The 13,351-nt window shown below is 68.7% G+C and carries 17 protein-coding genes; 16 read left to right on the top strand and 1 reads right to left on the bottom strand.

What is annotated here, in order from left to right:
- Window positions 1–1,338: a hypothetical protein gene (locus tag ACMATS_RS25245; protein ID WP_414169177.1), complete on the bottom strand. Its 1,338-nt coding sequence runs from the start codon at window positions 1,336–1,338 to the stop codon at window positions 1–3.
- A gap of 234 nt (window positions 1,339–1,572) precedes the next feature.
- Here ACMATS_RS25245 and ACMATS_RS25240 point away from each other — a divergent pair, with 234 nt between their 5' ends.
- The 16 genes from ACMATS_RS25240 (at window position 1,573) to ACMATS_RS25165 (ending at window position 13,350) form a co-directional block, all read left to right on the top strand.
- On the top strand, window positions 1,573–2,175 hold the full coding sequence (locus tag ACMATS_RS25240; protein WP_414169176.1) for a hypothetical protein: 603 nt from the start codon (window positions 1,573–1,575) through the stop codon (window positions 2,173–2,175).
- Window positions 2,176–2,285: 110 nt separating this feature from the next.
- Window positions 2,286–2,657: an ATP-binding protein gene (locus ACMATS_RS25235; protein WP_414169175.1), complete on the top strand. Its 372-nt coding sequence runs from the start codon at window positions 2,286–2,288 to the stop codon at window positions 2,655–2,657.
- Window positions 2,654–3,133: a DUF6415 family natural product biosynthesis protein gene (locus ACMATS_RS25230; protein ID WP_414169174.1), complete on the top strand. Its 480-nt coding sequence runs from the start codon at window positions 2,654–2,656 to the stop codon at window positions 3,131–3,133. The genes ACMATS_RS25235 and ACMATS_RS25230 overlap by 4 nt, the downstream gene beginning before the upstream one ends.
- A gap of 118 nt (window positions 3,134–3,251) precedes the next feature.
- Complete coding sequence (locus ACMATS_RS25225) at window positions 3,252–3,647, top strand: hypothetical protein (protein ID WP_414170791.1); 396 nt, start codon at window positions 3,252–3,254, stop codon at window positions 3,645–3,647.
- A gap of 25 nt (window positions 3,648–3,672) precedes the next feature.
- Complete coding sequence (locus ACMATS_RS25220; protein ID WP_414169173.1) at window positions 3,673–3,864, top strand: DUF5999 family protein; 192 nt, start codon at window positions 3,673–3,675, stop codon at window positions 3,862–3,864.
- Window positions 3,861–4,541 carry a hypothetical protein gene (locus ACMATS_RS25215; RefSeq protein ID WP_414169172.1) on the top strand — a complete coding sequence of 227 codons (681 nt, stop codon included), beginning with the start codon at window positions 3,861–3,863 and terminating at the stop codon, window positions 4,539–4,541. Before ACMATS_RS25220 ends, ACMATS_RS25215 begins: the two co-directional genes overlap by 4 nt.
- Window positions 4,534–4,782 (top strand): helix-turn-helix domain-containing protein, encoded by a 249-nt coding sequence (locus ACMATS_RS25210; RefSeq protein WP_414169171.1) that lies wholly within the window; start codon window positions 4,534–4,536, stop codon window positions 4,780–4,782. The genes ACMATS_RS25215 and ACMATS_RS25210 overlap by 8 nt, the downstream gene beginning before the upstream one ends.
- Before the next feature lie 322 nt (window positions 4,783–5,104).
- Window positions 5,105–5,692 carry a DUF6624 domain-containing protein gene (locus ACMATS_RS25205; RefSeq protein WP_414169170.1) on the top strand — a complete coding sequence of 196 codons (588 nt, stop codon included), beginning with the start codon at window positions 5,105–5,107 and terminating at the stop codon, window positions 5,690–5,692.
- Entirely contained in the window at window positions 5,689–6,267 is a 579-nt protein-coding gene (locus ACMATS_RS25200; RefSeq protein WP_414169169.1) for a class I SAM-dependent methyltransferase, read from the top strand. The genes ACMATS_RS25205 and ACMATS_RS25200 overlap by 4 nt, the downstream gene beginning before the upstream one ends.
- Before the next feature lie 326 nt (window positions 6,268–6,593).
- Entirely contained in the window at window positions 6,594–7,700 is a 1,107-nt protein-coding gene (locus ACMATS_RS25195; protein ID WP_414169168.1) for a radical SAM protein, read from the top strand.
- A complete protein-coding gene (locus tag ACMATS_RS25190; protein WP_414169167.1) occupies window positions 7,697–9,103 on the top strand; it encodes a B12-binding domain-containing radical SAM protein in 1,407 nt (468 codons plus the stop codon). The genes ACMATS_RS25195 and ACMATS_RS25190 overlap by 4 nt, the downstream gene beginning before the upstream one ends.
- An 83-nt stretch (window positions 9,104–9,186) precedes the next feature.
- The gene (locus ACMATS_RS25185; protein WP_414169166.1) at window positions 9,187–10,134 is read left to right on the top strand and encodes a S66 peptidase family protein; all 948 of its coding nucleotides are present in this window, start codon (window positions 9,187–9,189) and stop codon (window positions 10,132–10,134) included.
- A gap of 2 nt (window positions 10,135–10,136) precedes the next feature.
- On the top strand, window positions 10,137–11,141 hold the full coding sequence (locus ACMATS_RS25180; protein ID WP_414169165.1) for an amino acid--tRNA ligase-related protein: 1,005 nt from the start codon (window positions 10,137–10,139) through the stop codon (window positions 11,139–11,141).
- Between the two features lie 21 nt (window positions 11,142–11,162).
- The gene (locus tag ACMATS_RS25175) at window positions 11,163–11,579 is read left to right on the top strand and encodes a hypothetical protein (protein WP_414169164.1); all 417 of its coding nucleotides are present in this window, start codon (window positions 11,163–11,165) and stop codon (window positions 11,577–11,579) included.
- Complete coding sequence (locus ACMATS_RS25170; protein WP_414169163.1) at window positions 11,576–12,319, top strand: SDR family NAD(P)-dependent oxidoreductase; 744 nt, start codon at window positions 11,576–11,578, stop codon at window positions 12,317–12,319. Before ACMATS_RS25175 ends, ACMATS_RS25170 begins: the two co-directional genes overlap by 4 nt.
- Window positions 12,319–13,350, top strand: coding sequence for a helix-turn-helix transcriptional regulator (locus ACMATS_RS25165; RefSeq protein WP_414169162.1), 1,032 nt, complete (start codon window positions 12,319–12,321; stop codon window positions 13,348–13,350). Before ACMATS_RS25170 ends, ACMATS_RS25165 begins: the two co-directional genes overlap by 1 nt.
- Window position 13,351 lies beyond the last annotated feature (1 nt).

Genomic DNA, 13,351 nt, shown 5'->3' with positions numbered 1-13,351 from the left:
TCACGCGACGCGTTCGCGGATCTGGTCCAACAGGTCTCGTACCTCGGGCTTTCGACGGTGGCGGGCCAGCCCGTTATGCACGATGGTCAGCTGGTTCATGGCACGGGCGGACGACATCCCTCTCTCGATGAGCCGTAGGGATTCCGTCGCCGCGGCCACGCTGTGGTCGACGTCTCTGTTTCCGAGAGCAGCAGCCGACAGTCGGCCAAGGCACATTCCCCGGTTCCTGGAGTGCGCGATGTCCTGGAGCGCTTCGGAATGGGCGAGGAGTTTCTGTGCCCGGCCGTTCTGCCCCAGGTCAAGGCGGCACATACCTTCAAGACACGTGAGCTCCGCCTCGTTGAGGAAGAGGGTCCACTCCGGATCGCGATCGTCGACGCCTCGCTCCCAGGCACGCCAGGCTCGTCGGATGGCCTTTTCGCAGGCGAGATCGTCGCCGATCCGGGCGTGGCCCTGCGCTTCCCTGATGGAGAGCAGCGCCGCCACCCGGTGGGGCGCCGCCCATTCCTTGGCGTGTGTCTGGGCGAGGCGCGCGAACCGGACGGCCTCTCTGCCTTTGTTCAGATCGACTGCCTGCCTCGCCATATTGCTGAGCGTGCGGCTCGCGAGGATGTCGTCGCCCGTGAAGAGTGCCGTGTTCAGCGCCTCGGAGAAGTATTTCCGGGCATCGTCCTGGCGGCCGGCGTCGTAGCAGAACCAGCCCAGACTCGTCGTCAGCCGGCCGGAGACGGTGTGGAGCTGTCGGCCCAGCTCATCGTCGTAGATGCCCCGGTCGATCATGTGGTGGACCCACAGGAGATGAGCGCGGGTGGGACGCCACAGGCGGTTGCCACCGAACTGCTGGTCGATCGCGTCCATATCGTCGGCCGCAGTACGGAGCAGCTCGACCTCCGCCTCGCCAATGCGCCAGTCCGACGCGCCGCCCTGGTCGGGAATGGTAGGCGCGAGCCACGGCGGGCTCTCCTCGGTTAACGAGGCAGCGCCCGCAAAGAGGCGGGCCGGCTTGCCGCGTTCGCTTCCAGCACCAGGAGGCACCGACGGGCCGGCGGTCGAAGGTTCTTCGTCCTGGGGCGGGGTGAACCCCAAGTCCGTCACCCGGCACTGGAAGAACTTCTCCAGCACGACCCTGGTCTCCGGGTGGGGCCACGGCGGCGGCGACGTCTCCCACTTCGCGTACTGCTTCACGCTCAGCGACAGCCGCTTCCGAATCTCGCCTGCCGCGTGCAGCCGATCCGCGAACCCGATGAGATCGCGAACGATCTCCTCCTGCGTACGGTTCCGGGCACGCCGACGGCCTCGTAGATGCACGTTTCTCGGCTTCGGCTGCACGGTGGGCACCCCTCGGTCCTTTGCTTCCGACTCACCGTAGTAGCTCCGAGCGCGGGCCAGGGAGGCTTCCTCCCGGAATCGGTGCTGGTAGAAGCAAAAGGAGGGGCAAAAGGAGGGGGCGAAGGGAGGCAAAGGGGGGCCAGGGTTCCGGCGAAAGGGGCTGGCCCACTCCTCCCCTCTTCGCTGCACTGGGTCACGCCGCACGCACTGTGTGTGCCGATGAGGCCGACCCGGGAGTACGCGATGGAGACGCGCAGTTCGCCGCAGGTCGAAAGTCATGGCTTGACCTCGTGGTTGGCAAAGGCCGCCCCGCATCCGGATACAGCGGCCACCGCCTGGACGCTGAACCCTGCGCTGCCGCGCCGTCTGCGGACCGGGGTCACCTTCGACGTCGTGCTGGCCGAACGACCGCTCGTGGAGGCCGCTTACCGGATCCTCGAGCGCTACGAACAGCCTCTGGGGCCCGCTTTGGTCTTCCCGCCCTTGAGGCTCGGCGTCATTCTCGTGCCTTGCGGCACCAGCACCCGGTGGAGCGAACTCGTCTCCACCCCGGAGTGGGGGCCTCACACGCGCAGGCCGGCCTGCCTGGGCCGGAACCACATGATCCAGGTCCCGGCCTCGGCGCCGACCGCAACCTCGACCTCGCGTTGGCTCCAGCCGCCGGACGATGACCTCACGCCCGGCTTGGCACCCTTCCTGACCGCCCCGGTCCAGCTCGTTCGGTGCCTTGCCGAAGCCAGTCGCCTGGTCCGGCCGCAGTCGGACAGGCCGGCGCCCGCTTCTTCGTTGCGCAAGAAGGCCGCCGTGGTCGCTCGCACAGTGCTCCTCACCCCCCGGAGGACCTGATGACCCCCACCCCCCGCACCACGTACTCATCAAGCAGTAACCCGCCTGTTGCCCCCGACGGGAACCGGTCCGGTTCCGGCCCGTCGTCCACCAAGCAGTACCAGCAGAAGTTGACCGTCAGACCCCAGGGTCTCGCGGGCGTCCGCCGAATCCTCGGTGCGCACCTGCGGCTGTGGGGACGTGACGAGCTCACCGCTCCCGCCTGCCTGTGCACCACGGAGTTGCTGAGCAACGTGGCCAAGCACGCGGGGTCCCCGGACTGCGTCCTCACCCTGCAACGCCTGCCTGACGGCGTGCGCGTCACCGTCAGCGACAGCAGCAGCCGGCTGCCCGTCGTCCTGGAGCCGGACTGGTTCAGCACCAGCGGTCGCGGGATGTTCCTGCTTTCCCGGACAGCCGATGCCTGGGGCGCCGACCCGACGCTCAGCGGAAAGGACGTGTGGATCGAACTCCGCGCCCGCAGTAAGGAGGCCGCTGCATGAATGCCGGTCACCCCCCGCTGCCCGTCAGGAGCGCCGAGACCGCGCGCGAGATGAACGTCGAACCCGCGCGCCGTCTCGGCCCCGGCTCCCTGCTGGATCTGCTGAGCGCGCTGAAGGACTCCTTCATCAAGGAGGACGTGGACGACGACCTGGAGAAGGTCCTCGGCCTGGGCGCTGTCCCGCTGGATGCCGATGACCTGCAGCTCCTCGTACCGCGCCTTCGAGGTTGCCTCTGGCCCCTCGTGACGGACGCCCTCCAATTGGCCCGGGGCCACCCGGACAAGGACCTGGTACAGAAGGTGGGCCGGGCACACCGTCTGGACGAAGAGGGATCGGCCAAGGGCTTCGCCCCCACGAATCCCTACGCCCGCCGCCTGGCCTGGCTGATCCTTGAGCTGCTGGACATGGTGGCCGAGGACGACGACGCCCCCCTTCCGGACTTTGGCGCCATCGTCGCCAGCGGGAGGCCGGCGTGAAACCGCTGCCTCGCATCTACTGGTGCCACCTGGACCAGGACGGCGGACAGACCGAGGACGGGCCGCCGGAAGACTCCCGTGCTGGAACTGCTATGCGGGGAGGACCGTCGTGACCCGGATGACGTTGCTGGAGGCCATCACCGCCGCGGTGTGGGGTGATGAGCCCGGTGATGAGCTTGCGATCCTTCGCGAGGAAGCCCGCCAGGTCATCCTCGACGCTCGCGCATCCCTGAACCGCCCGGATGCCGAGAACCTGGTCGGCTTGGACGTGCCGAGGGTGGAGGCGGTCATCACCAACCTTCTGCCGTACTGCCAGGCCCATCTCAACGCTTCCAGTGCGAACACCACGGCCAAGAGCGTCGTCGAGCATGCGCACGATCTCATCAGCGGCACCCACGCCAGCCGGAACTACACGGCACGGCGGCGGCTGCGCATCCTGCTGTACTCCGCCAGTCGGTTGCTTGCCCTGACCCGGGCCGGGCCCGTCAGCGACACCCCCGGAACATCACCTTGACCAGCCCCACTTCCGGAGACTTACGATGTGTCAGCATCACCCGCCGTGCCCCAGCGCAGAAGCTTCTGATCGCGAGGCCGCGCAAGCCCTGGCGAGCCACCCAGAGCAAGGGTGGACGCTGCTCTGCAACGGCATCCTGTTCTTCGAGGACACAGGCGAGCTGCTGCCGAACGGGCAGATCATCGCACCGCACCGCCCCGTGGCGGTCCCGGCGTGAGCCAGCTGATGGCTCGGCCCACGTTCGTCCCGTACATCACCGCCCGCACCAACGAGGAACCCGCCTCGGCGTCGATACTGGGCGCGAGGCCCGGCCCCAACGGCGGCTTGTACTACGCGGACGAAGGACCGAGAGACCGGGACGCCCGAGGCGTCCTCTGGGCCCGATGCTCGCAGAACCGCCTCGGCAACACCCTGCTCGGCAAGCCCCGTTGGCGCGACGTGCACCCGGCACGCCAACGGGAGTGCATGGAGCAACTGCTGTGCCAGGGCTGCGTTCAGCAAGCCAGCCGGACATCCCTGGGGTATCTCTTCCTCGCCTCACCGCCGTCCGACGCCACGTCGACCGATTGGATCGAGGGGTACCGCACCGCCCAGCCGCCGCTCTGCCTGGAGCACGCGGGCATCGCGTCCGAGCAGTGCGGCCACCTCTTGAAGGAGGGCGTCGTCGCCCTCCGCGCCCGGGTACCGGCCTTGTACGGGGTGCTCGGCACGTACTACCAGAGCAGGGGTCTCCAGGCCCCCGAGCCGATCAAGACGTACGCAGAGGACGACGTCCCGCCCCTTTCGTACAGGGACCGGCGGCTCACGCCCTGGATCTTGGCTTCGCAGCTCGTGCGCGAGCTGCGCGGCGTCACCATCGTCAACCTCGAAGAGGAGATCGAAGCCTGTGTCTGATTTCTCCTGGCCCGCGCCCCGCAAGCGGCTCAAGGCCGAGCAACAGGATCGCGTCACCGCGGAGTTACGGAAGAAGTACGACGCAGGTGCGTCGATCCGCGCCCTCGCGGAGGAGTCGGGACGGTCGTACGGCTACGTTCACCGACGCCTGGCCGAATCGGGCGTGACGTTCCGGTCGCGAGGCGGCAACTTGCGTTCCTCGCGCCGGCCGCGCGGCAGCGGCCTGCGGCCCCCGCGCTGACAACCTGCACGGGCCGCCCCTTGCAGATCCTGCAAGGCGTTTGCACGCCCTGCTAGCCGACCACGATGGCCTTCGTGCCGGTGGTGTTCTCGAAGGGACACCTTCTCCCCCAAGCACCCGCCCCGGCCTGCTGCCGGGCACCTGCCCACCCGTGGCGCAGGACGAGGGGCGGGCTCCAACGGCGACCGGCCGCGGGTTCTTAGACCTGCTCTTCCACCCCCACTGCCTGCGGTGCGACGGCACTGCCGCCGGCGCCCTAGGCGACATCAATATGCCCACCGCCCGCAAACTCCTGTCCGTCCTCCAGTTCGGAGCATGATCTGTGACGACGCCACCGCAGCGGCCGGACATCGCCCGCGACCTGATCAACCGAGCCACCACGGCACGGGAGCACCGCAGCAAACTCCTCCGTGGACTGCTGAGCGAGGCCGAGATCTCCATGGGCCTGCACATCGACCATGCCAACGCCCTGGTCCTGCGGCGCGTGATGGGTGCCAACGGGTGGCCAGGGCGCAGCCTGGTCGGCGAGGACGGTGCCGAGGCCGCCTGGCAGCTCGCCCTGCGCGCCGACACGCTCCCGGACTTCCAACGACTGGCCCTGCGCCTGCTGACCACCGCCGTCGAGCACGGCGAGGCAACGATCCAGCAGTGGGCCCACCTGCACGACCGGTGCAGCATCAACGCCGGACACGCCCAGCTGTACGGCACCCAGCACCGGCTCGGCCCAGACGGCGTGGAGGCCCTGCCTATCCGGGAGCCGGAACACCTCGACGCCCGCCGCGTCACCGTCGGGCTGCCGCCGTTCACCGCCGCACAGCACGCGGTACGGCTTCGGCATGGTCGCGAGCCGGAGACCGGCGTGGCCGACCGGGCCGAAACCGAACGGGTAGCGACGGGAGCGGCGGCGTGACGACCTCGATCACAAACCCTTCGGCCGCGGTCTGGAACGCCTGGGAGGCGGAAGGCCGCAGCTACCAGCTGATCACCGACCGGGAGCTGATGCTCTTCACCCGGCACTTCCCGATACAGGGCGGGCATGTCGCGGTGGACGTGGGCTGCGGGAACGGCGCCTTCAGTCGTCAGCTCCACCGCTTCGGCTACAACGTCACCGGCATCGACTTCGCCGACACCGCCCTGAACGCCGCGCGCCGCACGCCCCTGCCCGGGGTCCGCTACCACCATCACGACCTCAACCAGGGCGACCCGCCCACCCTGCCACGGGGCCACATCGATCTAGTGGTGTGCCGACTGACCCTCCCCTTCCTCACCGACCCCACCGCCTGGGTCCGCCGAGTCCGCGACCACTGGCTGCGCCCCGGTGGACAGATGTACGCGGTGATCCCCGTCGTCTCCGACGACGCCCGGCAACCCGGCGGGATACCCGAAGAAGACATCGCCGCGCTCACCAGCGGATGGGCCCAGGCCGTCCGTTACGACCTGCGCGGACCGCTGGCCTGCCTCGCCCTGCGCAACGCCGCTACCTAGACGGCCGCCCGGTGGTCCGGCGGCACGGACCTGGACCACCGGGTGGTGACAAACCGCCTGTGGTGCAAGCCCCCGGCGCGGGATTCTAGCTCCCCGCGGTTCCCCTCCCCGCCCAGCAAAGTCCCGCGCCGGGTCATAGGTGACCAGTAGACGACTCCAGCGCCGCGACGAAGGCGGCGCCGAAAGTGATCAGGTGTTGCGGGTGAGACGGCTGGCCTGCCCAGCCCCGGGCCCTACCGAGTGCCAACTACCGTGACCAGCCGCGTCGATGCTCCTGTCATGGTTTGGCGTTCAGGTCGAGCAAACCCTGACATCGAGTCTTCTCCATGTTCTTGCTGACCAGAGAGGGGGGCCGGAAGGCTGTGCACGTGAATGTCAGCGATGTCCGAGGGATGGGTGACATGCGCAAACCGCAGTTACGGGTGACAGTGAACTCCCGGTGCAGGAGAAGCTGCTATTACTGCCGCCCCTCGGGTGAAGCAGTGGCTACCGAGTCGGGTACGGATCTGGTCCCCGACCACCTGATCACCGTGGCCGCCGCCGCGAGGGGCCAAGGCGTCGAAGCCATCAAGCTGACCGGTGGAGACCCGGCGCTGTACGAGCCGCTTGTCGACGCAGTGCGGCGCTTGCGGCAGGAAGCCGGCATGCGCGAGATCGAGGTCATCTCGCGGCACCCGCGGATCGGCGAGTTGGCACCGGCCCTGGCTGAGGCGGGGGTGACTCTGTTCAACGTCTCGCTGGACACGTTGAGCCCACAACTCCATCGGGAAATCTGCGGCGTCAACGACCATGCCGAGGTGTTGGCGGCAATCAACGCGTGCGTCGCCACCGGCGTCCCGGTGAAGGTGAACGTGGTGGTGATGTCCGGAATCAACTCCCAGGAGATCGATCCCCTGATCGAGTTCTGCGAGGAGGCCGGCGTTCACAGCGTGAAACTTCTCGACATCATCAAGGACCTCAACGAATCGAGCGAGAGCTTCGCCCGACGCCTGGAAATCAAGCGGCACCTTCAGCTGCCGGACCTGTACGTGCCGCTCGAGGAGCTGGCCGGCGACCTGCGGGTGCGGGCAATCGACGAGGAAGTCCTCCAGCAGGGGGGCCTGGGTCACCCCATGACCGTGTTCACGATGCCCTCGGGCACCAAGGTCGTGATCAAGGACTCCAACGCCGGCGCCTGGTACGGATCGGTCTGCCGGGGCTGTCCCCTGTTTCCCTGCCACGACGCGCTGATGGCCCTGCGGCTGACGGCCGATGCCCGACTGCAGTTCTGCCTGCTGCGCGAGGACGTCACCGTCGACCTCGCCCCGCTGCTGGAGAAGGGCGACAGTGAGGGCCTGGTCGCACAGCTGGAGGCGGCCTTCGAGATGTACGCCGCCTCCTATTTCCGTCCCGGCAACGCCACTCCCCAGCATCTGGTCGAGGCCGGCCGATGAGCGTCTACATGGGGCTGCCAGGCGGCCTGACCCAGTCCCCGGCCATCCCTGCTTCCCGGCAGGAGACGACCGGCCGGCCCACCGTCATCCTCGCCTACCCGAAGATCGACCATGAGAAGGACTACGTCTACCACTGGATGCCCTTCTCGCTGCTCACGCTCGCCAAACCGCTGATGGCCAGCGGCCTGGTCGACGTGGTGCTGTTCGACGGCAACCAGCAGGACATGGCGGCATGGGATCGCCTCCTGGACGAGCACCTTGAGCACACCGTGTGCATCGGGGTGAGCATCATGACCGGAGGTGGCCAGATCGGCCACGCCCTGAACATGGTGCGCGCAGCCAAGCAACACCCGTTCTCTCCCCCGGTCGTCTTCGGCGGTCCGCACGTGAATGTGCAGCCCGAGCAGACCGCGGCGCATCCGCTGGTCGACGCCGTCCTCCAGGGGCCCGGCGAGAACTCCATGGTCGAGTACGTGAAGGCGCTCCTCGGCCGCACCCCGCGTCGCCTGGTCCCGGGCCTGCGCATTGACGACGGCGGGTGCGTGGTGTGCGGGACGGTCAACCCGCCGCGGACCGGGAATCTTGGCGCCTACCCGTGGTCGCTGCTGGACGTCGCCAAGTACATCCGTGACGACCCGACGGTGGCCTCCCGAACGCTGAACTACGTGTCCAGCAAGGGGTGCGTGTACAGGTGCCGGTTCTGCTTCGAACTGACCTACCAGCGTAAGTACAGTGCGATGGCCGCCCAGGACCTCCTCGACGACATCACGGCTCTGCAGGCCGCCTACGGCATCAACGGCGTGAAATTTTACGATGCGGACTGGTTCGTGAATTTGAGGCGGGCGATCGGGTTCTGCGACGGCCTGATCGACCGCGGCCTAGAGCTGCGGTGGGCGGCAAGCATCAACCCCAACGACATCCTCAAGGCGCGCCGGGCGAAGCTCCCGCTGCTGGAGCGGATCGCCGAGAGTGGCTGCTCCCGGCTGCTTATGGGCGTGGAGTCCGGCAACGACCGGGTCCTGAACGAGGTGGTGCACAAGGAAATCAGCCGCGCGCAGATCCTCGATGTGGCCAGCGACATCGCCGCGCACGGCATCCTCGGCTCCTACACGTTCATCGTCGGGTTCCCCGACGAGACCGAGGCGGAGATGGAGGACACCTACTCCCTGATGGGCGAGCTACGGCAGCTGGACCCGGAACCCGAGACGCGTGTGCACCTGTTCGCCCCCTATCCGGGCACACCGCTGTGGGAGCAGGCACTCCAGCACGGGTTCACCCCTCCCGCGTCCCTGGAGGACTGGTCGACGTTCGACTACTACACCTCTCTGACCCCCTGGACCAGCGAGGCGACCGCCGCCCGGGCCAGGCGGGAGACCCGTATGCGGCTGGCACCCGCCCGCTAGCACCCCCTACGGTCACCCCGTGCACCCGGCCCACCACTGATCGTGCGCGGGTTGCCCGGTCCCACAGCTAAGGAGAGAACCCGTTGAGCATCGCCCGACTTCTGCCCGCGCCCCTCGCCAAGGGCGGCCGTATCGGCATCGTCACCGTGTCCGCACCCGAACCGGCCGCGCATCCGGAAATCTTCGACCGCGGCGTGGAGCGCCTGCGTGGCCGCGGCTACGAACCCGTCATCGCTGCCCACGCCGCGACCCGCGATGGCTACCGCGCCGGCAGCGAAGCGCAACTCGTGGAAGACCTGCACGCCTTCATGTCCGACCCCGCCATTGACGCGGTGGTATGCGCGGGTGGCGGCAAGAGCGCCAACCGGCTGCTGCGCGGCCTGGACTACGCGCTCATCGGCGCGCACCCCAAGCCGATCGTGGGAGTGAGCGACCCGAGCCTGCTGCTGAACGCGATCACCGCCCGCACCGGCATGCCGACCTTCCACGGCCCCGCTGTGCTGTGGGACTTCGGCTCCGACGACGTCCCCGCCGCCACAGGCGACCACTTCGCCTCGGTCCTCGCCGGGGACACCGGGGCCGCGCGGATCGATGCGCCGCTCGCCTGGGCCCGCACCGGATCCGCCCAGGGGCACCTGGTCGCCGGCTGCCTGTCCTCCCTGCGGTGCCTGCTGGGCACAGTATGGGAGCCGGACTGGAACGGTGCTGTCCTGGCGTGGGAGGACGCGTTCAAGCCGGTCGAGTTGCTGGACCAGACCCTCACTCACCTCCGCGACCGGGGCGTCCTCGACCAGATCGCCGGCATGGTCGTCGGCGAGCTGGTGAACTGCGAGCCTTCCGGCGGACTGGGGGCCCACGAGATGGTCATGGACCTGTGCGCCGAGTACGCCTTCCCCATCGCCTTCGGACTGCCGTTCGGCCACACCCCGCTCAAGAACACCCTGCCGATCGGCGCCGAGGTCCTCCTCGACAGCGACGCCGAGCACGCCCTGACCATCACCTCCCCGTGGACAACCCGGGGAGGAGAGTAGTGATGACCATCCCGAAGCAGGAACGACGTCTGTACGGCACGCTGCTCAAGCAGCACCCCGACGAGCGGAACCTGCTGCTGGCCAAAGCGGATCTGCTGCGCGCCGTGCGGGCCTGGCTGCACGAGGCGGGCTACGCCGAGGCAGCCACACCGGTGTTGTGCGCGGCGCGCGAGAGCGCGCCGATTCCGCAGTTCTCCACCCGCCATCCGTTCACCGGGGAGAGCTTCCACCTCAAGCACTCGGCGGAGGAGCACCTGCGGCGCCTGGTCGTCAGCGTCGACCGTGTCTACGACCTGGGCAAGGCGATCCGGGCCGAACGAGCGGATGACAGCCACGCGATCGAGTTCACCATGCTGCAGACCGCCGCCCGGGACATCACTCTGGCTGACGGCATCCACCTGGTCACCGAGCTGGTCCAGCACGCCGTCCAGACAGCGTTCGCCACGCTGCAGCCCCCCGGCGGCATCGACTTCTCCACGATCACCACCCGCACGGTGGACGATGCGATCGCGGAGGCACTGAACCTGCCGGAAGCTCCGGTCGGCCCTGAACTCGTCACGGCGGCGCGGAACTGGCTGGCCGGCCACTGCCTGACGGCAGGCGAATCCGACTGGGCGGTCATGGAGGACTTCGTCAAGCACGCCGTCGAGGAAGCCGTGACCGCCCCCATCGTCCTGTACGGGTTTCCCTACGAGTTGCGGCACAACTCCCGCGTGGACTCCTCCGGCCGAGCGCAGCGGTTCTCCCTGATAGCTGCCGGGATCGAGATCTGCGACGGCGGCGTGAAACTCCGCACGGCCGACGACTACCGGCCGATGGTGGAGAACAACATCGCCCTGCGTACCCAGCTGCACGGCGTTCCAGCCGACGAGGGGCCCGTCGACTTCTTCGCCGACATCGACTGCGACCCGGCCGACACCTTCACCTTCGGCCTCGGCATCGAGCGGCTGCTCGCGCTGTGCACCGGCCGGACCGTGTTCGAGACCCTCACCTTCCCCTACCACTAGACCGAGAGGACCCTGTCCAACGTGGCCAGCCCAACCTTGCGCGCCGTGGTGATCACCGAAAGCCTTGCCAACGGCTCGCTCCCCGCAGCGTTCTCCGGCATGGAGGACCGCCGCTACCCGCATCTACTGGACGAGCACACCCCGATCGAGATCATCGAGCTGACGGTGCCGGCCGAGCGGGCCGCGGCACTCGCGCTGGAGCTGGCCGGCGCGCTGAAGCCGCGGCTGTACTACGCGCACCTGCTGGACGAGGAGCGCATGCTGGTCGCCTTCCCGCACACGGTGGTCGACATCCCCCGCGGCGACACCGGAGCCATCACCCACGCCCGCAGCATCGGGGCGCTCTTCGACATCCCCGACGAGCAGATGCGGTTCGCCGAAATGTGGGACACGGACCATCCCGACGCACCCGCGCAGCCGGAGGCCGGCACCCGGTGACCCCGCCCCCGTCCACCAGTGCCCCGCTGGTCGTCGTCACCGGCGCCAGCGGGGCGCTGGGCGCTGCGATCCACAACCGGCTCAGCGAGGCAGGCTGGCGGGTCGTCGCCACCTACAACACCCGTGTCCCCAGGCCCGCCCGGCAAGACGGGGACAGCACATGGGTGCACTTCGACGCCGCCGACGACGCCTCAACCGAGGCGCTGCGGCACGCCGTCGACACGCAGTCCGGTCGGCTGCACGCGGTCTTCGCCTGCGTCGGGGCACCCTCCAGCAAGCGGCCGGTGGCCCAGACCCCGATCGGCGAGTTCCAGAGCGTCCACGAGGCCAACACCCTCAGCTTTGTCCGCACCTGGCACGCCGTGGCCCACCGGGCTCGGTCCGACAAAACGTCGGTCCTGGCCATCGGGTCAGACGCCGGGCAGGCCGCTCGCGCGAACAACGGCCCCTACACCGCGGCAAAGGCCGCTCTCGAAGCGCTCGTCGTCACGGTGGCCAAAGAGGAGGAGCAACACGGCGTCCGGGTCAACCTGCTCGCCCCCTCGCTCATCGAATCGCCCCTTGCTCACCACGTCATGGCGCTCAAGGGCGTCACCGACCCCGACAGATATTTCGCCCAGTTGCCCTGGGGCCGACCCCTAACTCTCGACGAGGTCTCCGCCGCCTGCATCGAGCTGGCCACCTCCGCGCACTGGTCATACACCACCGGCCAGATCTTCCCCCTGGGAGCAGTGCGCTGATGGTCGACGCCGCACGGGCCCGACAGCTGAACATCGTGCACATGCTCCGCAGCCGGACCAACGTGCCCGCGCCGGAGATCGCGGCCCGCTTCGGTGTCACCGAACGCACCGTCTACCGCGACATGGCCGCCCTCACCGCCGCCGGCATCCCCGTTCAAGCCACCCCCGGCAAAACCGGCGGCTACCGGCTGGCCGCCGACACCGCGCTGGACCCGCTCACCATCGACTCCGACCACGCCCTGCGGCTCTACGTCCTCGGCTTCCTCGACTCTCCCAACCCGGACGCAGAAGCAGAGGACAGGGCCCGTATGGCGGGCGTCAGCGACACGGTCCAGGACGTCATCCGGCGCCTGGCCCAGCGCATCCACTTCGACACCGCCGACTGGTACTGGCGCGACGAAGGCTCCGGCCACCTGCCAGTCCTGCGCACCGCCATGCTCACCGCGACGGCGCTTGAGACCACCTGGCGCACCAAGGACGGCTATCAGGAAACAGCCCTGCTCAAGCCCTACGGGGCGGTCTGGAAGGCAGGCGAGTGGCACATGGTCGCCGCCCGCACCACCGGTGACCCCACCCGCTTCCGGCTCAACCTGGTCGACCGGCTCCACCCCACCGACCTCACCTTCGCCTATCCCGAAGGCTTCTCCGTCCGAGACTGGTGGACCCAGACCATGGAGGACTACGGCAAGGGCGATATCCGCGTGACCCTCCGAGTGTCCCCTGACGCTCGGGACGAGCTGCTACGCCTGAGCCTGAAGTCCACCTCACGCGTCCGCGAACACGACGACGGATTCTTGTCGATCGTGCTGTTCGTCGACCGCTGGGAATGGCTCATTCCGCTAGTCACCAGCTACGGGCCCCACGTCGAAGTCGTCGAGCCCGCCGATCTGCGAGCGGCCCTCGCCCAGCAGCTGCGCCGCGCCCTCGCTCTCTACGACGACGCCGCGACCGGTGGCCCCGCCCCGCCCGATGGCCCACCGCACGACGACTCCCGCCTCCGATCGACCCACGGCCGCCACCCAGGAGCATGAC

Source organism: Streptoverticillium reticulum, assembly GCF_047456005.1.
Lineage (GTDB): Bacteria > Actinomycetota > Actinomycetes > Streptomycetales > Streptomycetaceae > Streptomyces > Streptomyces reticulum.
This window is presented reverse-complemented; position numbering and strand designations above follow the sequence as displayed.

What these genes read in the sequence shown, in the direction of transcription:
- ACMATS_RS25230 (WP_414169174.1), top strand. Translation starts at nt 2,654, where the DNA reads ATGAATGCCGGTCACCCCCCGCTGCCCGTCAGGAGCGCCGAGACCGCG.
- ACMATS_RS25180 (WP_414169165.1), top strand. Translation starts at nt 10,137, where the DNA reads ATGACCATCCCGAAGCAGGAACGACGTCTGTACGGCACGCTGCTCAAG.
- ACMATS_RS25190 (WP_414169167.1), top strand. Translation starts at nt 7,697, where the DNA reads ATGAGCGTCTACATGGGGCTGCCAGGCGGCCTGACCCAGTCCCCGGCC.
- ACMATS_RS25195 (WP_414169168.1), top strand. Translation starts at nt 6,594, where the DNA reads ATGTTCTTGCTGACCAGAGAGGGGGGCCGGAAGGCTGTGCACGTGAAT.
- ACMATS_RS25225 (WP_414170791.1), top strand. Translation starts at nt 3,252, where the DNA reads ATGACGTTGCTGGAGGCCATCACCGCCGCGGTGTGGGGTGATGAGCCC.
- ACMATS_RS25240 (WP_414169176.1), top strand. Translation starts at nt 1,573, where the DNA reads ATGGAGACGCGCAGTTCGCCGCAGGTCGAAAGTCATGGCTTGACCTCG.
- ACMATS_RS25165 (WP_414169162.1), top strand. Translation starts at nt 12,319, where the DNA reads ATGGTCGACGCCGCACGGGCCCGACAGCTGAACATCGTGCACATGCTC.
- ACMATS_RS25220 (WP_414169173.1), top strand. Translation starts at nt 3,673, where the DNA reads ATGTGTCAGCATCACCCGCCGTGCCCCAGCGCAGAAGCTTCTGATCGC.